Source organism: Eisenibacter elegans DSM 3317, assembly GCF_000430505.1.
In the GTDB taxonomy this organism is placed as follows: Bacteria; Bacteroidota; Bacteroidia; order Cytophagales; family Microscillaceae; genus Eisenibacter; species Eisenibacter elegans.
In genome coordinates, this window is the sequence record NZ_KE387152.1 from 260,939 (window position 1) to 275,413 (window position 14,475).

A 14,475-nucleotide genomic window follows, 5' to 3' on the forward strand; every position below is an offset into this window, starting at 1 on the left:
AACCCTACGCATCCTCAAATCTTGTGAATCTTGGTATCGCCTTGGGCTTTATCTTGTAGCCTCCGCCTGATGCGGCTCAAAGAAACGGGTGTGATGCCCAAGTAAGAAGCGATGATATGGTGTGGCACACGCAAAAACAGGTCTCCGTGCTGCTCGATAAAATGTTGACACCGCTGCTCAGGGCTATCCAATAGAAACGAAGACAGGATTCGCTGCGCATTGATAAAGCGTTGCTCGGCGAGGCGACGGGTAAAGACATTGATTTTGGGCAGCTGCTGGTAGAGTAGATCTATCCGGGCCTTGTTGATAGCCAATAGTTGGCAATCCTCTAAGGTTTCGAGGTATTGGATGCTGGGGCTTTGTTGTAAAAAGCTCTCATAACAGCTGGCAAACAAGTGCTCTCGAAAGATAAAGCCGGTGATATGCTCGCCGTCTTTGTCATAATAGAGCCTCAGCAGTCCTTCATTGATAAAATAGATTTCTTTGGCGACCTGCCCGGCAGCCACCAGTGTAAACCCCTTAGGTACTTGTCGGAGGCTGAAGGCGCTTTCAAACAGTCGCTTTTCGGCGGCATTGAGCTGTACAAGCTGCGCTGTTAGTTGGTGTAGCGCGTCAAACATTGGGACAAGTGTTTTTAGGGATTTTTTTGGGCCAAGGCTTCGGCCAAGGCTCGAATCTGTAGGCGAACTTCGTAACTCCAGTAGCGTTGTTCGGCTTGTAGGCGTGTGATGGCCGCTGCTACCTGTTCGAGGTTTTGACCTTCGGCCACGAGCTGGCCGGCCATCTGAAGCCAAGCCTTGAGTGCGTCCTCCTCTAAGGTGTAGGGAGTGAGGGCTTGGCTTATCTTTTGCCAAGCCTGACGGCGGTGTAGGTCTCTTCCGTTGCTCATTTGAGGGTAATTTGGATGTTTTTGGTACCACCTTGGCAAACCACCTTGGCATCTTCAAACGACGGAGGACCGAAGGTTCCTCGCGCATTGTTCGAAAATCCGTATGCCTCGGTAGGCACGCCCATCAGATTTTTGTCGAGTTTGCCATTGCTGTTTTTGTCGTGATAACTCGACACGGCATAGTTGCCATTGGGTACTTCAAAAGTACAGCTCACCTGTGCGCTGGTTACATCGACTACTTTCCCCTGAAATACCTTATCTTCTTTGGGGAAATCGGCCTTGCTATTATACAAGCCTACATATACTTTCCCCTGAACAGGTGAGATATTTTGAATAGTAATTGTTAATTTTGTTTGGTTATGGTTGGGGGCGCTGTAAAAGAACAGGCTCAGCCACAGCATTGTCCAATGAAGAAGTAGCATCTTTTTGAGGGTTACATATGGATAGTTTGATAAAGATACACAATTCTCCGCAGATACCGGAGATAGAAGCTCAGTTAAAGAAACGGTTGCGGCATCCTTATGTTTGGGGACGCACACAAAACAATCACTATGATACGCTGACCAACTTTGTATACCATACTTTTTATTGGGATGATTTGCTCCATAAAATAGAGCACGATTTTGGGAATCGTAGCGATTTCGACGCATTTATGAACTATGCGATGAACCGCTGGTTCAACTTTTGGTCGGCTTATGGGGTAGAGCAAGTCTTCCAGCAGCAGCCCGGCATTCGGGCAGCGGCCAATGACCGTGACCGGTTGGTAGATTTTGAGCTACACGGCATCCACTTTGACCACAAAACAACGGTTTTTCCCAAGGCTTTTCCGCACTCACTTGAGCAGGCTCGCCAAAACCCACGCCTGCTTATGGAGTGGCTCTACCAAAACCAAAGCCGCCAAGGGAGATTCCACTTGCGCAACCGGCTTTTTGTGGTATTACATGCCCAAGACGGCCAACATTGGCAGCTTAAAGCCCGACTTTCGTGGCTACAAACACTCGTAGCCCAGTATGTAACACAGTTTGAGACCCAACAGCTTTACGATTTTTATTTTGACCAAGACCATCGCCTTACACTCAGCGATATTATATGGGCCATTGCCTGATGCTAGCCCAATGATGCTCTTGGCCTCATTCTTACCTCATTACAGAAGCGCAGCATTTTGAGTCAACAGCCCTGATACTTGACAATATGTGCTGGCAATTTAAAAAAAACTAATTAGCTTTGGCCTTACTCACCAATGCTAAAAACTCGTCGATTGCTGTTATGCGCCTGATATTACTGCAAGCCTCCCCTAGGGCGGTATTGGATAACTTTACCATCAGTGTTCCTTTTTTATGGCCGGAGCTGTTGTTGGGCTTACTTTTTTTGCTCTATCTTCTAGTAGACCTCTGCCGTCCACAATTTAGCCAACGGTATGGGCGTTTATTGGCGCTGGCAGGCTTGGTAGCGGTGTTGATAGCAGATATTTGGCAGCTGTGGGTGTGTACTTGTCAGATGCCCCGTGAGTTGTTGGTAGGTGCTTTGATGCTTACGCGTGAGGCGATGTTTTTTAAGCTATTGTTTGTTGTTGTGGCGCTGTTGACGGTTTGGCTCAGCAAGCCACACACCTATGCAGCCAAGCGGGGCGGCGAATATTTTTCGCTTTTATTTGCCCTGCTGATGGGTTTACACCTGCTGACAATGGCTACCAACTGGCTCAGTTTGTATATTTCTTTGGAGTTGGTCTCAATCAGCTCTTATATCCTGACGGTCTTCCGTCTGAACAAACAAGGCGCAGAAGGCGGGCTGAAGTACCTGATTTTTGGGGCTTTTGCTTCCGCAGTGATGCTCTATGGGATGTCTTGGCTCTATGGTTTTTCGGGCAGCTTGCAGTTCGCACACCCTGAGTTTATTTATGGCCTTGTGCAAGGCAATCGGATAGTAGTTTCGGTGGCGCTGTTGTTGGCTTTGGGTGGATTGTTGTTCAAGATGGCCACAGTACCATTCCACTTCTGGACTCCTGATGCCTATGAAGCAGCACCCACCCCCATGGTTGCTTTTTTCTCGGTGGCTCCCAAGGCAGCTGCACTGGCTGTATTGATACAGCTACAAACACTTTTACAATTCCCTTGGGTACAGCAGGTATTGGTAGTACTGGCCATTAGCAGTATCTTTTTGGGGAATTTGGCCGCTTTGCGCCAAACCAATCTCAAGCGGATGTTGGCTTACTCCTCCATCGCACACACGGGCTACTTGCTCATTGGGGTGCTCATCCCTGTGACGAGCAATGCGTCTTTTGCCCAACAAGCAATGCTTTTTTATTTGGTAGTTTATTTGTTGATGAACGTGGGAGCCTTTGCCTTGGTCAGCTTATTGGGGGATGCCGACGAAGACGCACAGGCCTATGAGCTGGAACGCTACAGCGGCCTAGGTTTGCAAGCTCCGCTTTTGGGGGTGCTGATGTTGGTATTGATGATTGCCCTGACCGGCCTTCCGCCAACAGCAGGCTTTAGCGCCAAGCTATTTTTATTCTCTGCCCTTTGGGAAAACTACCAAAGCAGTGGGCAATCGCTCTTCTTGTGGTGGTTTGTGTTGGGGCTTTTCAATACAGTGCCGGCGCTGTTCTACTATTTGCGCGTGCCGTTTTATATGTTTTTCCGTCCGGCGGCGCAACCTCGCCAACTTTCTATCCAACCGCTCGACTGTGCATTGCTCTGTCTGCTGGTGTTTGGGCTGCTTTTGTTATTTGTATGGCCTCAAGGCCTGATGGATGCCATCAGGGTATTGCTGGGGCAATAGCCCCGCCGATGCGCTCTTCTAGTGTAGTAGCCCTAAGCTGCGCAACTCTGCCTCGTTAAAAACCCGTGATTGGGTCAGGAAGCGTAAACCCAGCGGAATTTCGAGCGAGAAGCTGGCACCGCGCCCCGGGGCTATATGGACGATGATTTGGGTGTGTTTCCAATACTCATATTGGTCGGCGGCAATGTAAAAGGGACAGCCTTCGATATCGCCCAAGTACACATCGCTGTCGCCGGTACGGAACTCGCCCTTGACATAACACATTGGTGCGGAGCCATCGCAGCAGCCACCACTTTGGTGAAACATCAGGTCGCCGTGTTCGGCCTGTAGTTGCCGGATTACCTCGGCGGCCTCCGGTGTGAGGGTTACTTTTTGAACGGTGAGTGTAGTCATTGTATTGAGAAATGAGGGGGTGGAAAATATCTAAATAACAGTAAAACAAGCGCTTAGCAAACAGTGCAAGGATCCAGCCTTGCGATGTAGCTTCGTCTCAACGGCGCAGTGAAAGACACCAAATACGAGTTGAGTCAAAACACATAGCCAACAACACACAAGGTGCTGCCGGCATATGTTATAAACCAACTGTCAATTAGGTGCGGAATCTCTTAAAAGAAACCCATTGGGTTTTTGTCATAAGAGATGAGCATATTCTTGGTTTGCTGATAATGGTCGAGCATCATCTTGTGGGTTTCGCGCCCAATACCCGACTTCTTGTAGCCACCAAAGGAGGCGTGTGCAGGGTAGAGGTGATAGCAATTGACCCATACGCGGCCTGCCTGTATTTCGCGTGCCATACGGTAGGCTTGGTGAGTGTCGCGTGTCCAAACGCCCGCGCCTAGTCCGTAGAGGGTATCGTTGGCGATGGCCAGCGCCTCGGCCTCGTCTTTAAAAGTTGTTACAGAGACCACCGGGCCGAAGATTTCTTCTTGGAAGATGCGCATCTTGTTAGTGCCCTTGAACATTGTGGGCTGGATGTAATAACCGCCGTTTTTGCCGTAGTCGTCAGAGCTGCCGCCTACCAACACTTCTGCACCCTCTTCCCTGCCGATGTTGAGGTAGCTCATGATTTTCTCGTATTGGTCGTTGGAGGCTTGCGCTCCCATCATTGTGTCAGTATCGAGGGGGTTGCCGACCTTAATCTTCTTCACACGGTCTACCACACGCTCGATGAACTTGTCATAAATGCTTTCCTGAATCAGCAGACGCGAAGGGCAAGTACAAACTTCCCCTTGGTTGAGGGCAAACATCACGGCTCCTTCTACACATTTATCCAAAAACTCATCGTCTTGATCCATAATATTGGCAAAGAATACATTGGGCGATTTACCACCTAGCTCAAGCGTTACAGGGATGATGTTTTCGGAGGCATACTGCATAATCAAGCGTCCGGTAGTGGTTTCGCCTGTAAAGGCCACCTTGGCTACTCTCGAAGAGGAGGCCAGTGGCTTGCCTGCTTCAATACCAAAACCATTGACGATATTCACTACTCCGGCAGGAATAAGGTGCTGCACCAACTCCATCAGTACCAATATCGATGAAGGGGTTTGCTCGGCAGGCTTGAGTACCACGCAGTTGCCGGCGGCCAATGCCGGAGCCAGCTTCCAAACGGCCATTAGGATGGGGAAATTCCAGGGGATGATTTGCCCTACTACGCCCAGAGGTTCTTTGAGTTGAATAGACACGGTGTTGGCATCTAGCTCGGAGATGCTGCCTTCGTCGGAGCGGATACAGCCGGCAAAGTAACGGAAGTGGTCGATGGCGAGCGGGATATCGGCGGCGAGGGTTTCGCGTATGGCCTTGCCATTTTCCCAAGTTTCGACCCGAGCCAGTAGTTCGAGGTTTTGCTCCATCACGTCCGCAATCTTGAGCAACATATTCGAGCGCTCCGTTACCGACGATTTTGTCCAAGTTTTGGCCGCTTCGTGAGCCGCATCTAGCGCCAGCTCTATGTCTTCTTTGGTAGAGCGAGGAATGCGGGTGAATACCTTGCCGTCTACCGGAGAAGGATTTTCAAAATACTGTCCTTTGACGGGGGCTGCCCATTTGCCGCCGATGAAGTTCTCGTACTGAGCTTTGAAAGTTGGTTTGTCGTAAATCATAATATCTTTTGGGTTAAGAGGTTTTGGTTAGAATAAAATTCTCCTTGAAACGCTCTGTAAAGTTGAAGATTATTAGTAACTTACGCTTGCACTATATTGTCAAAAAGTAGAACTATTCTATCACCTATGCAGCACACAACCAACATCCCTACAAGCCTGTACCATCCTAAGCAGAAGATAGACCGGTTGGTGGAGAATAAGACCACCTTCCATACCGCTCGCATTGAGCTGAACTTGTTTGAGACCTTTGAGGTTGCCGAGGCGGTAGCGTTGCGGTTTGACAGTCCGGTGTTTGTGGCGATGATTAGTGGCAAAAAAGTGATGCACTTCGACGAAGGCCGGCGCAGTTTTCCCTTTCTGCCCCATCAATCTTTTGTATTGCCGGCAGGCAAGTCTATGACCATCGACTTTCCGGAGGCATCTATTGAGCAGCCTACGCGTTGTTTGGCCTTGGCCATCAGCGATGAGATGATTCAAGATGCCCTACAAAAAATGGAGCGCTATTTCCCCAAAGCGTCGCAAGAAGATTGGCAAGTGGCACAAGACCATTTCAGCCTTATCCATTGCGCCGAAATCAGCGCTACTATCGAGCGCCTGATAGAGGTATTGCGCCAACCTCAGGCCAACGGCACGGGACGCGCCTTTGCAGACTTAATTACCGAAGAGCTGATTATCCGGCTGATGCAGACAGAGTCAAAGCATTTTCTGCTCCAAAACCACCAACAGCTCAGCGACGGCCACCGACTTGCCCGCTTGATTACTTACATCCGCGACAATCTACACCAAGCCCTCACCATCGACAGCCTCTGCGAGGCCGCCCACCTGAGCAAGCCCAGTTTGTTTCGGCACTTTAAGAACGAAATGGGGCTGACACCAGTAGAGTTTATTCAGCAGGAGCGCATCCGCCTTGCCCAAAAACTCTTGCGCCAACCCCTGATGACCGTTACCGACGCTTGCTACGAAGCCGGCTTCAATAGCCTGAATTACTTTATCAAGGTCTTCAAAAAAATGACGGGCAAAACCCCCAAAGAATACCAGCAAAGCTGTTATTAGGGGTTGAGCAAAGCTCGGAGCTTGTTAGTCAGTACTTCGTTGATACGTTGGTAAGATTCGTGTGTCCAACCGGCTACGTGTGGAGTCAGGATGACTCTTGGATGCTGGGCAAGGCTTTCAAAATCAGCCTGTTGTTCTTCACTCAAGGCCATTATTTTTTCATTCTCAAGTACATCAAGACAAGCACCCAATACCTGACCCTGTTCGAGCATTTGGACTAAATCTTTGAGTATCACTACTTCTCCCCTAGAAGTATTGATGAGGTATATCGGTTTTTGGAAGCGAGCCAGATAGGCCGCGTCTACCATTCGGTAAGTCTCGGCGGTCAGGGGTACGTGTAGACTCAGGATATCGGCCTCGGCAAAAACCTGTTCCATAGAAGCCTCTTGAACAAAATCATCACCAAAGGCGCGGTCGTATTTGTCATAAGCCAGAATCCGGCATTCAAAATGGCGCAGGCGTTGCGCCACCGCCTGCCCTACGTGTCCATAGCCGATGATGGCTACAGTTTTGCCCTTGATTTCTATCCCTCGGTTGCCTTCTCTATCCCATATTTTCTGTTGTACTTGAGCGTGTGCCAGATGTAGTCGGTTGAAGAGCATCAAGAGCATCCCAAGGGTATGTTCTGCGACGGCATCGCGGTTGCCTTCGGGGGCATTGAATACTTGGATTCCCAAGCGAGAAGCCGCATCCATATCAATGATGTCCATCCCTGAACCTGCTCTTGCGATGAAGCGCAGGTGTTTGGCCTGCTGTAGCAGGGCTTCGTCTACATCAAACTTACTCCGAATGACCAGACCTTCATAGGCTTCGATAGCGGCCAGAGTTTCTGTACGCGTCCATTGGGGCTGATAGTCTACCACACATCCCAGTGAGGCAAACAATGGAGTGATAGATGGATGCATTTTATCTACAATCAGCACGCGGAGTGGTGGCATAATCTATTAGGCGACAAAGAGTGTGAGTATATGGTAATAAAGGGCGCAAGGAAACCGGCCACAACAATGTGGTAGAGGTTGGGCTCCAAAGGCCGCTATCCCTACGATATTGGTTGGGGGCGCGGTCTCAACAATCAGCCAGCCTCTTATTTAAAACACCAAATGCATTAGAAATATAACCAATGTGCCACTAAAAAGTATACCGTCAAGCCGATAATATCATTCGTCGTGGTGATGAATGGCCCAGAAGCAAGCGCAGGGTTTATCTTAAAATGGCTGAGTACCAAGGGAGTGGCCGTACCCATAAACGAAGCCAACTGTACTACTACAAACAAGGCAATAGCTACTACTAAGGCGAGTTTGAGATTGGCATAAAAGATAAAGGTAAACAAAAATACCACTGACGAAATAACCAGTCCGTTGATGAACGCCACCCAAAAAGATTTGAGAAAGCGCGCAAATACGCCCATATCCTTGATATTGTCGGAGGCCAAAGATTGCAAAACAATAGACGAAGACTGAATGCCGACGTTTCCGCCCGTAGCCCCGATGAGGGGGATAAAAAAGGCCATAGCCGGAATGACAGACAGATCGGCTTCAAAAAGGCCGATAATACGCGCTCCGGCGAGCCCTCCGGCCATCCCAATCAGCAGCCAGGGGAGGCGTGCGCGGGCAATGGTCAGGGCAGTATCAGTTTCTTCGACATCTTCGCTTACCCCGGCCATCATTTGACGGTCTAGCTCGGCCTGCTCTGTGATTACGTCTACGATATCGTCGATGGTAATGCGGCCTACCAGTTGTCCTCTTGGGTTTACGACAGGGATGGCTTCGAGGTCATATTTACGCATCAGCTCCACAACCTCTTTTTGAGGCTGATAAGTATAGACCGACACGAGGTCTTCTTGGTAAATATCTTCGACGCGGGTGTCGTCGGCGGCGAGGATAATTTTTTTGAGCGACACACGCCCCAGCAGACGGTTTTCGTCGTCTACTACATAAACAGAGTATATTTTCTCGACATTTTCGGCCTGTTGCCTGATTTCTTCGATACAGCGCAACACCTTCCAGTTGAGGTTGGCCCTGATGAGCTCCTTGGCCATCAAGCCCCCTGCCACATCCTCTTCATAGTGTAGCAGCTCTATGAGGTCATCGGCCTGTTGTGGGTCTTGTAGCGCAGCCAAGACCTCCTCCCTAAGCTGCACCTCAAGCCCATTGAGCATATCGGCGGCATCGTCAGAGTCCATTTCCATCACCCAGTTGGCAATCTGAACGCCTGAGAAATTGAGCAAAAAAGCCGTCCGATCCTCATCATCCATATTAGAAATAATTTCGGCGGCAGTGGCTGTATCCAAACACTGAATAATGAACACCCCCTCTTGGACTTCCAGCTCTTCGAGAATCTGAGAAATATCTTGGGCATACAGGTCGTCCAGTAGGGCACGGATACGCTCTACAGCTTTGGTTTCAACGGCTTCTTTCAGCTCTTCAAAAAAGTATACTGGTAGTTCTAATGGCATAGTGCTTTAGTTTTCGGAGTATAATGAGGATAAGGCTTGGCAAGTTACCCACAAGCCTAGTTTGCCCAAATATTTCGACAAAATTACAACAAAATATCATTTACTACGTCCTTTCATTTTATCCTATTGTGATACTTTGGGATAAATATCTTTCGGATAAAACAGCTAGGTTTGGCGCTAATTTTGATACCTACAGCCGTTATGCACAGCTCTCTAAAGTTTCATTTTATACTCAAAACCTACACCCTAAGCATTTGTTTGTACTTGTTGGTGATGCCTTTGTGGGCACAGCAACAAATCCGCATTGACAGCCTGATGCGGGAACTGGAAGATGCTGCCAACGGCAAACAAGCCCAACTCTACAATGCCTTGGCAGCGGAGTATCAGGAGGTGCAGCCTGCCAAGGCCAAACAATATGCACTGGAAGCCTTCAAATTGGCCAAAAAGCGCCAAGACCGCCGCGCCTTGTCGGATGCTTGCCGCCTGATAGGCGTATCGGCGCTCAATACCCAAAATTACCTCGATGCGCTCAAGTATACCTATATGGCCTTGGGTTTGGAAGAGGAACTGCGCCGTGACGACAACCGCGCTGCCCTCTTGCTGACCATTGCCAAGGCATATAAGGGGCGTGAAATCTATGGCCAAGCCATTGATTATTACATTCGGGCGGTGGAGCTTTATGAAAAACTAGGGCACAAGAAGGGCACGGTCGAGGTGCTCAATGATCTTGCTGATACTTACCTCTTGGTGGCTCGCTACAACAACGCCATCTATTATGCCTATAAAAGCCTAGAAATTGCGACCTTACAAGAATATCCCGAAGAGGTAAAAAAGGCCAGTCTGACTCTCTCCAAGATTTATGCAAAAGTAGGGGCATACCAACAAGCCTACGACTACCACCAGCTCTATACAGAGCTAAAAGACAGCCTGCTCAAACAGGAACGCCTCCAAGAGTTGACCTTGTTGGAGCAGAACATCAGCCATACCCAAGAAAAACAGCGCGCTCTACAGACGGAGAAAGAGCGAAAGATTCGCAATAGTAACTTGCAGTACTTGCTGATTTTTATCGTGTTTACGGCATTGTTTGGGCTGTTATTTTTTGCCGGCAATTTTGGGATTCCGGCCAACGTCATCCGTACCTTGTTGTTTTTGGCGCTGTTTCTGTCGGCGCAGTTTATTCTGCTGCTTATCCGCCCCAGCATCGAGCAATATACCGGCGGCTTGCCGCTATTTATGTTGGGAGTCAATGGGTTTTTTGCCCTGCTCTTTCTCTACTTCAACCGCAGTATAGAGACAAGGCTCAAAAAGCGGGTATTGGAACGTGCCGCACGCGCCGAACGTGTACGTGTGTTGACACGCGTAAGGCAGCAAAAGCGCAAACGCAAGCAGAGGCTCAAGCCTTCGTCCTCTGATAGCTGAACCTTGGCCAAGAGCGAAGGGGGGGCTGTGCTTGCGTAGGTGATTGGATTAATGGCTGCGCAATAATAAACCCTAAGCGGTATAAATAGGCACATTTATCTGCTATCACAAAAAAACTTGCGCTAAAGCTTTCGTGTGCGAATATATCACTTTGCCTCCGGCACTTGTGGAGCAGGGGGTGTTTCGAGGCCGCGAATAACCATATAAATCAGGCCGGCCACAGGTACATAAAAAGGCAACACTTGTGGGTTGTTGGTAAATACTTGCCAGATTTTTTGTAGCGCATCCTTGAAGTTAGCATCATCATACTCCTTCCGCTCGGCCAAGGCCTGCTCAAACACCTTTCCGGCTTCGTGATACTCCTTATAAAACTTCTCGTGTTCGTGAAAAATAAACGGCCAAGCAAAGGGGGCAAAATAAGCCGACTGCTTCCAGTTCATCAGGGCTAGGGTAAAAAACTCTTCCCAATCGTAGGGCTTTTGTCCATACTTTTGTACCGCCTCATCGAGGCGCGCCTGCATTTCGGTGTGGATTTCGTCCCGAATCTTGTATAAGTCCTCTTGGGTGATGTCCTCATAAGGTTTGTCAATCATTTCATAGGGGCGGATACGTCGCCCGCGCACAAAGGTCAGCTTGGCCGGAAGCGCAAAATAAAACATCCAAGGCTGTAAAAGAACAGAGGGCAACATAGGGCCGATGGGCAAAAACGGAATCCCCAACTTCTTGACCAAGTTATCTATTTCTTTGATAGAATAGCTATAAGGGTTGATATATTCAGCGTTTACCGTAGCAAAAGGAATAATATCTGTGCGGTATTTGATACTCATCCGCAAGGCCGAAGTAGACAGGCGCTGGATTTCGTACTTGTGGTTGAAACCCTTGCCAATACCTTGTACTCCTTCGGGGTATATCAACAAATTGGACTCGCCGTAGTGCATCATCGTCTCGAAGTTGAGCATGGTTGCGTCAATGGCTCCTGCTTTTTTCCAAAAATTAGGAATCAAGAAGGGGTTCATTAGGTTGATTTTGGAAAGGTAGGGGGTTACGAAAGCGCGGGTGGCTTTTTGGATATCATAATTGTGTAAGTCTAACAAGCCAGAGGCAAACACGACCGCATCCCAAGGGAAGGCCATCCCGGAGTGATTGCTGGCAAAAATCAATGGAAATGCAGGATTGTTGCGCTCAGGATACTCTTCGTCATCAAAACCTACAAAGGTGGCGCGGAAATAAAACTTGTTGAGCGGCTCCAGTACAAATTTGGCAAGGCTTTTGGCATAATCTAGGTTAAAATGCTCATAAAAAATATGGGTGTTATTCTTGGCCTCTACACTAATAGGGATATCTACCGGTGAGGGTACAGCGGGCTTCTTTGCCCTAACACTTCGTTTGGGTTGTGATTTGACTGCTGTCTCAGCTTTGGGAGACGTACTTTTGAGGTTGCTGCTTCGTGGTTTATCGGCGGCTTTGTCGGTCTTGCCATTCGACTCATTGGGTTCAGCCGATTGAACTTTTTGGGTAGATACTTTGGGAGTACTGTTGCGTGTAGTCATTAGTCAGATGAGGTTTATAGAGAAAAATGCGAACAAACCTTTAGTTAAGGCGCAATATACGAAGTGTTAGCCCTGAAATTCGCACAATTTTGTTGTTTTTTATCGTGATGCTTACAAAAGTAAGAGATTTTCACGAAATTTGCACCCAATAAACCTAACCAAGCCTTAGCGGCAGAAAGCAACTGTGTTGAAGATGAGTAACCAATCACTACGACAAACCCACTGGGAGCAGATTTCCCAAACAACCTACGACCTCATCGTAGTAGGTGGCGGCATTACCGGCGCGGGCATCGCGCTCGATGCAGCGTCGCGGGGTTTGCTTGTGTTGCTCCTCGACAAACAAGATTTTGCAGCAGGTACTAGCAGCCGCTCCACCAAGCTAGTCCACGGCGGGCTGCGCTACCTCAAGCAAGGCGAGGTAAAACTTGTACAAGAGGTAGGGCGCGAACGTGCCACCGTTCACCGCTTAGCACCACACTTGGTCGTGCCTGAGAAAATGCTACTCCCCCTCATCAAAGGAGGGAACTATGGGTATTGGCTCACTTCTTTGGGGCTGAAGGTATATGACATCTTGGCCAAGGTCAAAGGCGATGATAAGCGACGAATGTTGGGCAAAACACAAGCCCTTGCCCACGAGCCGCTGCTCCGCAGCGATATCCTCAAGGGCGCAGGTTATTATGCCGAATACCGTACAGATGATGCACGCCTGACCATCGAAATCATCAAAACAGCCCAACGCTTTGGAGCGCTAGCCCTCAACTATGCTGCCGTCAGCGAATTGAGCTACGACGAACAAGGCAAGATAAACGGGGTCTATATTGAAGACCAACTCAGCCCACAAAAAACCAAGGCCCTAGGCCGCTATGTGGTCAATGCTACCGGCCCTTGGGTAGATGAGTTGCGCCAATGGGATGGCTCCCGCCACGGCAAACACCTTTTTCTAACCAAAGGGGTTCATTTGGTCGTAGCACACGCTAGGTTTCCTATCCAGCAAGCAGTCTATTTTGACGCACAAGACGGGCGGATGGTCTTTGCTATCCCTAGAGGCAAAGTTACCTATTTTGGCACTACTGACACGGCCTACCAAGGCCCGCTCGAAGAGCCGGAGGTTACTCCCGAAGATGTACAATACCTGCTCCACGCCGTCAGGCACGTATTCCCTACCGTACGCCTTACCAATGAAGACGTGATTTCGTCTTGGGCGGGGCTGCGCCCACTTATTTATCAGATGGGCAAATCGCCTTCGGAGCTTTCCCGGAAAGATGAAATTTTTTGGTCTGATACCGGGCTGATTTCTATTGCCGGAGGCAAACTGACAGGCTACCGCAAAATGGCTCAGCGGGTGGTAGACGCAGTAGCGCAGCGCCTCAAAACAGAGGCCGCTATGCTGATTCCCCCCTGCCATACAGACAAAATCCCGCTTACGCCCAAGCCCCTTGCCGACTACTATGAGGTACAACAATATATCACTCAGCAGGTAGGACGCTTGCGCAATTTACAGGCTGACCTCTATTACGCCCCCTATCTGGTACACCTCTACGGCACACAAACGGAGCTGATTTGGGAGTATTTTGAAGAGATATATCCAGCCCAAACCACAGACATAGATTTGGCCATTATCTTGGCCGAACTGCGCTTTGCCATCGAACACGAGATGGTACAACAACCTCTCGACTTCTTGCTGCGTCGTACAAGCCGCCTCTATTTTGATACCGATACATTGCCTAGACTCCTAAAGCCTCTCTTGCTGACGATGCACGAAGCCTTCGGCTGGGATGATGATACCCTGACCAAACACCACGATGAGCTGCTTCAAAGCCTGCGGACACACGCCCTTAAGTATATCAAAACCTTGATTAGCAGCTGATTCATAGAGCCAAGGCATTGCCCCATTGACAATATGCGAAGGTTTGGTGTGTTGTTGGTTTGGCTCAACCCTCTGAATATTACAGAAAAAACACAAGCCCCACACCACTTGGAGGAGTCACTTTGGCCTTGGCTCTATGGCTGTGTAATCATACAAGGCTTTCCCAAAAGCTTCCAAAGCCCCAATATGTACGCCCCTTGCGTGTGCTTTGTGGCTAAATGTGCATTAAGAGCTTTTCTAAAACTCTCTTTATCGACACCAAAATGCCGTTTTTTGGCTGCTACTTCGTTAAAAAAGCTCGCCGTAGCCTTCCTACGATTAAAATCGTGGGCTATATGTAAGGTCTACGCTTTTTGCCTAGT

General features: G+C 49.0%; 13 protein-coding genes. 5 read left to right on the plus strand and 8 right to left on the minus strand.

The window, feature by feature from the left end; all coding sequences use genetic code 11:
• Positions 1-14 precede the first annotated feature (14 nt).
• From G499_RS22025 to G499_RS21820, 3 genes are read right to left on the minus strand one after another with little or no spacing between them, the layout of a single operon-like run.
• A complete protein-coding gene (locus tag G499_RS22025) occupies positions 15-620 on the minus strand; it encodes a Crp/Fnr family transcriptional regulator (RefSeq protein ID WP_051296185.1) in 606 nt (201 codons plus the stop codon).
• Between the two features lie 14 nt (positions 621-634).
• Positions 635-889 carry a hypothetical protein gene (locus G499_RS22030; protein WP_027000048.1) on the minus strand — a complete coding sequence of 85 codons (255 nt, stop codon included), beginning with the start codon at positions 887-889 and terminating at the stop codon, positions 635-637.
• A complete protein-coding gene (locus G499_RS21820) occupies positions 886-1,311 on the minus strand; it encodes a DUF2141 domain-containing protein (protein ID WP_211231613.1) in 426 nt (141 codons plus the stop codon). Before G499_RS21820 ends, G499_RS22030 begins: the two co-directional genes overlap by 4 nt.
• A 17-nt stretch (positions 1,312-1,328) precedes the next feature.
• On the opposite strand from G499_RS21820, the gene G499_RS0111405 reads away from it, so the two are divergent.
• Positions 1,329-1,994 carry a hypothetical protein gene (locus G499_RS0111405; RefSeq protein WP_161627738.1) on the plus strand — a complete coding sequence of 222 codons (666 nt, stop codon included), beginning with the start codon at positions 1,329-1,331 and terminating at the stop codon, positions 1,992-1,994.
• A 161-nt stretch (positions 1,995-2,155) separates the two neighbouring features.
• Positions 2,156-3,670 carry an NADH-quinone oxidoreductase subunit N gene (locus G499_RS0111410; protein ID WP_051296188.1) on the plus strand — a complete coding sequence of 505 codons (1,515 nt, stop codon included), beginning with the start codon at positions 2,156-2,158 and terminating at the stop codon, positions 3,668-3,670.
• Positions 3,671-3,688: 18 nt separating this feature from the next.
• Here the strand turns inward: G499_RS0111410 and G499_RS0111415 are convergent, their stop codons facing one another.
• Together G499_RS0111415 and exaC are read right to left on the minus strand one after the other, a co-directional pair.
• Positions 3,689-4,063 carry a DUF779 domain-containing protein gene (locus G499_RS0111415; RefSeq protein WP_027000052.1) on the minus strand — a complete coding sequence of 125 codons (375 nt, stop codon included), beginning with the start codon at positions 4,061-4,063 and terminating at the stop codon, positions 3,689-3,691.
• A 212-nt stretch (positions 4,064-4,275) separates the two neighbouring features.
• The gene (gene exaC, locus G499_RS0111420; protein WP_027000053.1) at positions 4,276-5,769 is read right to left on the minus strand and encodes an acetaldehyde dehydrogenase ExaC; all 1,494 of its coding nucleotides are present in this window, start codon (positions 5,767-5,769) and stop codon (positions 4,276-4,278) included.
• Positions 5,770-5,895: 126 nt separating this feature from the next.
• On the opposite strand from exaC, the gene G499_RS0111425 reads away from it, so the two are divergent.
• Complete coding sequence (locus G499_RS0111425) at positions 5,896-6,822, plus strand: AraC family transcriptional regulator (protein ID WP_051296189.1); 927 nt, start codon at positions 5,896-5,898, stop codon at positions 6,820-6,822.
• Here G499_RS0111425 and G499_RS0111430 read toward each other — a convergent pair.
• Together G499_RS0111430 and mgtE are read right to left on the minus strand one after the other, a co-directional pair.
• Positions 6,819-7,760 (minus strand): 2-hydroxyacid dehydrogenase, encoded by a 942-nt coding sequence (locus G499_RS0111430; protein ID WP_027000055.1) that lies wholly within the window; start codon positions 7,758-7,760, stop codon positions 6,819-6,821. The genes G499_RS0111425 and G499_RS0111430 overlap by 4 nt on opposite strands.
• Before the next feature lie 167 nt (positions 7,761-7,927).
• Complete coding sequence (gene mgtE / locus G499_RS0111440) at positions 7,928-9,277, minus strand: magnesium transporter (RefSeq protein ID WP_027000056.1); 1,350 nt, start codon at positions 9,275-9,277, stop codon at positions 7,928-7,930.
• A gap of 201 nt (positions 9,278-9,478) precedes the next feature.
• On the opposite strand from mgtE, the gene G499_RS0111445 reads away from it, so the two are divergent.
• Positions 9,479-10,696 carry a tetratricopeptide repeat protein gene (locus G499_RS0111445; RefSeq protein WP_035727301.1) on the plus strand — a complete coding sequence of 406 codons (1,218 nt, stop codon included), beginning with the start codon at positions 9,479-9,481 and terminating at the stop codon, positions 10,694-10,696.
• A gap of 146 nt (positions 10,697-10,842) precedes the next feature.
• Here the strand turns inward: G499_RS0111445 and G499_RS19740 are convergent, their stop codons facing one another.
• On the minus strand, positions 10,843-12,246 hold the full coding sequence (locus tag G499_RS19740; RefSeq protein ID WP_051296190.1) for a lysophospholipid acyltransferase family protein: 1,404 nt from the start codon (positions 12,244-12,246) through the stop codon (positions 10,843-10,845).
• 193 nt (positions 12,247-12,439) lie between these two features.
• Between G499_RS19740 and G499_RS0111455 the strand changes: the two genes are divergently transcribed.
• Positions 12,440-14,113, plus strand: a complete 1,674-nt coding sequence (locus G499_RS0111455; RefSeq protein WP_035727302.1) for a glycerol-3-phosphate dehydrogenase/oxidase — start codon at positions 12,440-12,442, stop codon at positions 14,111-14,113.
• Positions 14,114-14,475: the final 362 nt, after the last annotated feature.

Coding starts and splice junctions, on each gene's coding strand:
- G499_RS22025 (WP_051296185.1), bottom strand. CDS start 620: ATGTTTGACGCGCTACACCAACTAACAGCGCAGCTTGTACAGCTCAAT.
- G499_RS22030 (WP_027000048.1), bottom strand. CDS start 889: ATGAGCAACGGAAGAGACCTACACCGCCGTCAGGCTTGGCAAAAGATA.
- G499_RS21820 (WP_211231613.1), bottom strand. CDS start 1,311: ATGCTACTTCTTCATTGGACAATGCTGTGGCTGAGCCTGTTCTTTTAC.
- G499_RS0111405 (WP_161627738.1), top strand. CDS start 1,329: ATGGATAGTTTGATAAAGATACACAATTCTCCGCAGATACCGGAGATA.
- G499_RS0111410 (WP_051296188.1), top strand. CDS start 2,156: ATGCGCCTGATATTACTGCAAGCCTCCCCTAGGGCGGTATTGGATAAC.
- G499_RS0111415 (WP_027000052.1), bottom strand. CDS start 4,063: ATGACTACACTCACCGTTCAAAAAGTAACCCTCACACCGGAGGCCGCC.
- exaC (WP_027000053.1), bottom strand. CDS start 5,769: ATGATTTACGACAAACCAACTTTCAAAGCTCAGTACGAGAACTTCATC.
- G499_RS0111425 (WP_051296189.1), top strand. CDS start 5,896: ATGCAGCACACAACCAACATCCCTACAAGCCTGTACCATCCTAAGCAG.
- G499_RS0111430 (WP_027000055.1), bottom strand. CDS start 7,760: ATGCCACCACTCCGCGTGCTGATTGTAGATAAAATGCATCCATCTATC.
- mgtE (WP_027000056.1), bottom strand. CDS start 9,277: ATGCCATTAGAACTACCAGTATACTTTTTTGAAGAGCTGAAAGAAGCC.
- G499_RS0111445 (WP_035727301.1), top strand. CDS start 9,479: ATGCACAGCTCTCTAAAGTTTCATTTTATACTCAAAACCTACACCCTA.
- G499_RS19740 (WP_051296190.1), bottom strand. CDS start 12,246: ATGACTACACGCAACAGTACTCCCAAAGTATCTACCCAAAAAGTTCAA.
- G499_RS0111455 (WP_035727302.1), top strand. CDS start 12,440: ATGAGTAACCAATCACTACGACAAACCCACTGGGAGCAGATTTCCCAA.